At 71.4% G+C, this 7,170-nt stretch carries 4 protein-coding genes; all 4 read right to left on the bottom strand.

The window, feature by feature from the left end:
- Positions 1-580: 580 nt before the first annotated feature.
- Positions 581-3,760 carry a PDZ domain-containing protein gene (locus ACJ73U_RS03910; RefSeq protein WP_407776119.1) on the bottom strand — a complete coding sequence of 1,060 codons (3,180 nt, stop codon included), beginning with the start codon at positions 3,758-3,760 and terminating at the stop codon, positions 581-583.
- A 551-nt stretch (positions 3,761-4,311) separates the two neighbouring features.
- Positions 4,312-5,256: a MazG family protein gene (locus ACJ73U_RS03915; RefSeq protein ID WP_407776120.1), complete on the bottom strand. Its 945-nt coding sequence runs from the start codon at positions 5,254-5,256 to the stop codon at positions 4,312-4,314.
- Positions 5,257-5,267: 11 nt separating this feature from the next.
- Positions 5,268-6,233 (bottom strand): hypothetical protein, encoded by a 966-nt coding sequence (locus tag ACJ73U_RS03920; protein ID WP_407776121.1) that lies wholly within the window; start codon positions 6,231-6,233, stop codon positions 5,268-5,270.
- A gap of 24 nt (positions 6,234-6,257) precedes the next feature.
- Positions 6,258-7,170, bottom strand: a 913-nt coding sequence (locus tag ACJ73U_RS03925; RefSeq protein ID WP_407776122.1) for a TRCF domain-containing protein, incomplete at its 5' end; no start/stop codon positions are given.

Consider the following 7,170-nt stretch of genomic DNA (forward strand, 5'->3'; position numbering starts at 1 on the left):
CCAACCACCCCTTCACTTCCCTCACAAATTTCCCGCCCACTCAAACTCCCCAAGCGCGGCGAGGATTAGGACGGTGAGTGGAAGGGTGAGCTACGTGAGCGGAGTGGGGAAAGTTGAGTGCCCACCCACTCGCCCTTCCCCCACAGCTTCCCTACCCATTCACCTCACCGCGCCTACCTACCCACTCACCTCGCCCACCCAACTTCCCCACCCACTCACCACGCCATCCAGCTCACCCACTACGCACCACGCCCACCCAACTTCCCCTATCCACTCACCACGCCCACCCAGCTCGCCCACCACCCAGCCTTCCCACCCAACTTTCCTCCGCCCCGCCCTACCTACCCTTCCCCGCTCAACCCCTCCCCCGCTCTCCCGGCCCTCCCGGCCCTCCCGGCCTCCCGCTCTCCCCGCCTCCCGGCCTCCCGCTCCCCCTGCCTCCCGGCCTCCCGCTCTCCCTGCCTCCCCGGCTCCCGCTCTCCCCGGCCTCCCCGGCCTCCCCGGCCCCCGGCCCCCGGCCCCCGGCCCCCGGCCCCCGGCCCCCGGCCCCGACCGAGCCTGACCCCACCACCAACCACAATCAAGGCAACGGCGGCAACTCAGGCTGAGAAGCCGCAGGCGTCTCCGCCAAGGACTCCAACGCCAACCGAATCGCCGTATCGAGTTGCGGATCGCGGCCAGCGGCGTGGTCCTGCGGCGCCATCACCACCTCGACGTCGGGATCGACCCCGTAGTTCTCCACCCCCCACCCGGGCCCCCGCATCCACGTCGCGTACCGCGGCTGCGTCACCAAGGTCCCGTCCACCAGGTGGTACCGCATGTCGATCCCGATGACGCCACCCCACGTCCGGGTCCCGACGACCGGCCCGATCCCCATCGCCTTGATCGCGGCGTTCACGATGTCCCCGTCGGACCCCGAGAACTCGTTCGCCACCGCGACGACCGGTCCGCGCGGCGCGTCCGCCGGATAGCTCTCGGCCGTGTGGCCGTCCCGCGTGATCTGCCAGCCGATGATCTTGCGGCCCAGCTTCTCCACCACCAGCTGCGACAGGTGCCCGCCACGGTTCTCACGCACGTCGACGATCAGCCCTTCGCGCCGAACCTCCAGGCGCAGGTCGCGGTGCAGCTCCGCCCAACCGCTGGCGACCATGTCCGGTACGTGCACATACCCGAGCCGTCCCTCGCTCGCCTCGTGGACGTAGGCCCGCCGGTTCGCCACCCAGTCGTGGTAACGCAGGGGCATGTCGTCCAGCAGCGGAACCACCACCACACTGCGGTTCGCACCACCCCCGCCGGGCGCCACCACCAGCTCCACCGGCTTGTCAGCGGTACCCGCCAGCAGCGGGAACGGTCCCGCCACCGGATCGACCGGGCGGCCGTCGACCGCGACGACCGCGTCGCCCGCCCGGACCGCGACTCCCGGCGCGCGCAACGGGGACCGGCCATGCGGGTCCGACGACTCGCCGGGCACGATCCGCTCGATCCGCCACACGTCGCCGTCGCGGACCAGGTCCGCGCCGAGCAGCCCGAGCCGTCGTGCGGACTCCGCCCCGCCACCCGGTGGGGTCACATACGCGTGCGACGTGCCCAGCTCGCCCTGGACCTCCCACAACAGGTCGACCAGTTCGTCGTGCGAGTTGACGTTCTCGACCAGCGGCCGGTACCGGTCGAGCACGCCCGCCCAGTCGACGCCGTTCATGTCGGCCCGCCAGAAGTGGTCCCGCATCAGGCGGCCGGCCTCGTCGAACGCCTGCCGCCACTCGGCCGCCGGGTCGACCTGCACGCGCACCCGTGACAGGTCCACGCGCACCCCGTCGTCCCCGTCGTCCGACGAGTCGGACTTGTGGTCCGCCGCCTGCACCCGCAACCGCCTGTTGGCGCGGATCACGAGCCGTTCGCCGTCGCCGGTCACCCACACGTCGTCGACGCCGTCGGCAAGCGTCTCGAGCTTGCGCTTCGTGAAGTCGTAGCGCTCCAGCACCGTCTTGTCGTCCTCGCTGTCCCCGTCGTGACCGAGCACGCCGGACAGCGGGTAGCGCAGCCACACGAGGCCGTTCTTGACCGCGTGCAGGCCGCCGTAGCGCGCGGCCGGCACGGGCAGCGCGACCACCCGGTCGCCGAGGCCGTCGAAGTCGACCTCGGTGCGCGGGGGCGCGTCGTCGTCATCGTCCTTGTCCTTGTCGGGCTGCTCCTCCTCCACCGGTCTACCTCGAAGCTGCGGCGAGAACGGCGACGGCGTGGTGGCCGCGAGCGGCACCAGGTGCGGTCGCGCACCGTACGGGAACGACATGTCGAACACGTGCGTGTCGTAGATCGGGTCGAAACTCCGCACGGACAGGAACGCGAGGTGCTTGCCGTCGACCGTGAACTGGGGGTCGGTGTCCACGAACCGCAGCGGTGTCACATCCACTGTGGACAGATCGGTGGTACTGGCCATCCTGATGTGGCGCAACGGGCTCGGCCCCGGATGCGACCACGCGAGCCACGACGAGTCCGGCGAGAACGCCAGGTCGCACGGATCGCCGTCGGTCGTGTGCACCAGCTCGCGGAAATCACCGCTGTCGACGTCGGCCAGCAGCACGCGGCCGTCGTGCGTGGCCACCGCGACCCGCCGCCCGTCCGGGGACGCGGCGAGCTCCAACACCCGCCCGAGCCGCCCGACGCCGATGCGGCGGGGCGAGGTCGCCACGCCGTCGACGGGCGCGATCTCCAACGCGTCCTCGCCCTCCGCGTCGGTGACCCACACGACCTGTTCACCGAGCGTGCGCGGAAGCCGGGCCCGCACCCCCGGTTCGGCTGACAGGGCACGAACCGGCCCGTCGCGATGAGTGAGCCAGTGCACGGTGCCACGCACCTCGACCGCGCTCGCCCGGCCGGTCTGGTCCGGCCCGACGTCGCCGAGCTCGTCCACCGCCCGCACCGGGTACGGAGTCCTGCCCAGCCGCGGCCCACCGAGCCGCACGTCGAGCTCCCGCGGATCGCCGTCCAGCCCGTCCACGAGCCACAGCCGCCCGGCGCGGTGGAAGATCACCCGGTGGCCGTCCGTGGTGGCGTTGCGGGCGTAGAACTCGCCGGGTGCGTCGACCGCGTGGCGGCGCAGGTCGGCGCCGTCCGGGCGGCACGAGTACAGGTCACCGACGCCCTCGTGGTCGGACAGGAACGCGATGCGGTCACCCACCCACATCGGTGACGACAGGTTGCCGTCGAGTTCGGTCAGGATCCTGGAGAACTCGCCGGTGCCGTCGGCGTCGAGCCACAGCTTGCCCACCGTGCCGCCGCGGTACCGCTTCCACCAGGCCGGCTCGCGTGAGCTGGCGCTGAGCAGGAGCACGGCGCCGTCCTCCCGGGTGGCGATGCCGCCGACCGGACCGTAGGGCAGCCTCCGGAAGACGCCGTCCTGGTTGACGGCGTACGCCCAGGTCCGGCGCATGCTGTGCTGCCCCACCGAGCTGGCGGCGAGCACCTCGCCGTCCGCGGTCCACCCGAGCACGTCCGTGTTGACGTCGGCCCAGTGGGTGAGGCGACGGCTCGGCCCACCGTCGACCGGCGCGACGTGCACCTCCGGCTCGGCGTCACGCGAGCTGGTCCAGGCCAGCTGCGAGCCGTCGGGCGAGAACCGCGGCGAGGTGACCGGGACCTGGTCTGCGGAGACCCGCCAGGCACGGCCGCCGCCGAGCGGCGCGAGCCACACGTCATCCTCGGCCACGAAGGTGACGAGTTCGCCGTGGAGGTGGGGGAAGCGGAGGTACGAGTCGTTCACGGCCGCCACGTTAGCCGCGATCACCGACATCGCCACGAGAAAAAGGGCGACATCTGGGGCCGAACCCGAGCGAAAGGGCCGTTCGTACCGTTCCCACCGCTACTTTCCCAGGTGCGACCGGCACGGACAGCCTCGGCATTCGGCAGGTCACATCAGGGTTCCTGACCGCGAGGTCGCTAAGCCGACCGACGCTGTCGTGATGACCGCCGCCGCGCTCGTCCTGCCCGCCCAGGCGCCCCTCGCCGGCTGTGGGCGCCGCTCAACCGCTGCCTGATCCACAGACCCGGCATGCCGGCGGTCGCGGTGGCCGCGCGGGCCAACGGGGTGACGATCGCCGCATCCCAATCGGAAGAAGAAACCGAATCGGCCCACTCCGGTTCACGCAATGCACGAACTCGACCGAGACCGCTGATTTGGTGCGCGCACCGAGGCGGTCGTGCCGAGAAACCCGCACGAAAGTCCCTTTCGCACGGGTATGTCCGTGACAGGCGGGGTGTGCCGGCCCCATCGTGGAGTCATGACACGAACTCAGCGCTCCACCAGCACCAAGGTCAGCGCGGCCAGAAACGTCGCCAGTCCGGCTCGTCCATGCCGGCCGGGTCAACGCCCGCGGAGCGGGCCGCCTGTTCGGCGGTGCGGACGTTCGCCGCGAACTGGCGAGCCTCCGCGCGCAGCAGGCCCTCCGGGTCGTCGCCGGCGAGTTTGGCCCGTGCGGCCGCGGCGAACAACGGTGAGCCGGGCAGCAGGTCCGGTGGCAGACCCGCGCGAGCCGTGCGTTGCACCAGCTTCGCGGCGAGTGCGAGTGCAGGCTGCCCCATGGCCACGCCGTCCACACTGGACTCCCGCTTCTTCTCCTGCTGCTTCAGCTGTTCCCAGCGGTGTTCCTGCGAGCGTGCGTCCCGCACCTCGGGATCACCGCCACCGAACACGTGCGGGTGACGACCGACCAGCTTCGCCACCAGCTCGGCGGCCACGTCGTCGATGGAGAACGGCTCGTCCGGCGACTCCTGCGCCACACGTGCGTGGAACAGGACCTGCAGCAGGACGTCACCGAGCTCTTCGCGCAGTGCCGCCCGGTCACCGTCCTCAATGGCTTCGAGCAGTTCGAAGCATTCTTCGACCAGGTACTGCCGGAGTGACTCGTGCGTCTGCTCCGCGTCCCACGGGCACCCGCCCGGCGAGCGCAGCCGGTTCATCACCGCGACGGCGTCCAGCAGTGTGCCGCCGTGGACCGGCTCCGGTCGGACGACGGACGCACCCCGCGCCAGCAGAGCGGTCGCTGCCGGCTCGTCCAGGTCCTCGGTCAGCAACACGACCGATCCGGACAGCGCCTCCTCGGCCAACGTGGTGGGCGATGGCGCTTCCGCCGTCGTGTACACCGACACGGCCGTCCGAAGCAGCGGCACCGCGGCGCCCGGCACCGACCCGCCCGGCCCGAGCAGCACGACGGCCGAGCCCGACTGGATGGGTTCGGCCACCTGAGCTGTTGACGTCACGGTCGACGCCGTCAGGGCGTGCTGGACTTGGGCCGCACCACGTAGCCGGAGACCTCGGCTTCGTTCTTCGGCACGACGGTCAGCATCAGGTCGTTCCAGACGCCGTACCGCGGGCTGATCTTGATGCCGCTGTCGATGATGTGCGGCCGCAGTACGAAGCGGCCGAGCGTCGGCAGCTGGTCCTCGGTGATCTGGCTCAGATCGACGTCGGACGGCACGGAGGACGCGGTCTCGGTGGAGAGCACGTGCACGATCTGGTAGCCGCCGCCACCCGTCGCGCCCTGGCTGCTCGGCAGCACGAACACCGAGTTCTTCGGCGCCGCGAGGTAGACGCCGTCCCCGCCGGTCGCGTCCTTGTCGAGCTGGACCACCGGCTGGGCGGACTTCTGGGAGGCGGCACGCATCAGGGCCGCGGACTGGCTCGGGTTGGCCGCGATCTTCTCGGCGAGCGCGCGTGCCTCGTCCGCCTTGTCCACGACGACCAGGTTGTACTTGGCGCTCTCCCGGCCGAGGTGCTTCTTCGCGAGCCCGTCGAGCAGCAGCTGGTCGTTGGCGTAGGCGTCGAAGCCGCGGGCCCGGGAGACCAGCTCCGGCACCAGCTGCTCGGTCGGCACGTCGCTGCCCGCGGTCAGCTTCTGGCCGAACGGGTTCTGCGCGCGCAGGTCCGCGAGCTTGTCGTCGTCGACCCGCACGCCCTCGCGGCGGGCGACGTCGGTCAGCATCTCGTGCACCACCAGCTGCCCGACGGCCTCACGCGCGACGAGGTCGAGCTTGTGCTGCTGCGCGAGGCCGCGCGCGGCCGGCTCCTTCACCACCTTGTCGACCAGGTTCTGCACCTGGTCGACCGAGATCACGTGGTCGCCGAGGATGACAGCGGAGTTGACCTGGCTCGGCCCGTTCCCGCACGCGGACAGCGTCGCGACCAGCGCGATCACGGCGGCAAACGGCGCTACGGCACGGTGAAGGACACTCGTCACGGTGTCCAAGCCTCTCACAGTCCCCTATCCCACCGGCGCGGGGGCAATCACCAGCGACTCCAGGAACTTCGCGCACCACTCCAGCAGCTCGACGTCCCGCAGCGGCGGAGCGCCGATCCGGCCTCCCGCGGCGCCCTCGGTCGGCCGCGGCACGGTGACGAGCTGGCTCACGGCCTTGTAGTTCGCCTTGGGATACAGCCGCCGCAGCCGGACGAGCTGCGAGTCGCGCAGCTCGAGGGGCGCGAACCGGATCGAGCTGCCCTGCAGGGCTACCTCGCGGACGCCATGGTCGCGGCACTTCTGCCGGAAGGCGGCGACCGCGAACAGCCGCCGCACGGGCAGCGGCGGCGTGCCGTAGCGGTCCTGCAGCTCCTCCTCGACGGCGGTGAGCCCGTCGGCGTCCGGCGCGGCGGCGAGCTTGCGGTAGGCCTCGAGCCGCAGCCGCTCACCCGGCACGTAGTCGTGGGGGATGTGGGCGTCGACCGGCAGGTCGACCCGCACCTCGGCGAGCTCTTCCTCCTCCTCGCCCGGCTCGGCGCCGGCGTGCTTGCGGAACGCCTCGACCGCCTCGCCGACGAGCCGCACGTAGAGGTCGAAGCCGACGCCGGCGATGTGGCCGGACTGCTCCGCGCCGAGGATGTTGCCGGCGCCGCGGATCTCCAGGTCCTTCATGGCCACCGCCATACCCGCGCCCAGCTCGGTGTTCTGGGCGATCGTGGCGAGCCGGTCGTGGGCGGTCTCGGTGAGCGGCGCCTCCGGCGGGTAGAGGAAGTACGCGTACCCGCGCTCGCGACCGCGGCCGACGCGGCCGCGCAGCTGGTGCAGCTGCGAGAGGCCCATCACGTCGGACCGCTCCAGGATCAACGTGTTGGCGTTGGAGATGTCCAGGCCGCTCTCGACGATGGTGGTGCAGACGAGCACGTCGAAGCGCTTCTCC

The organism is Actinophytocola sp. (assembly GCF_045807065.1).
In the GTDB taxonomy this organism is placed as follows: domain Bacteria; phylum Actinomycetota; class Actinomycetes; order Mycobacteriales; family Pseudonocardiaceae; genus Actinophytocola.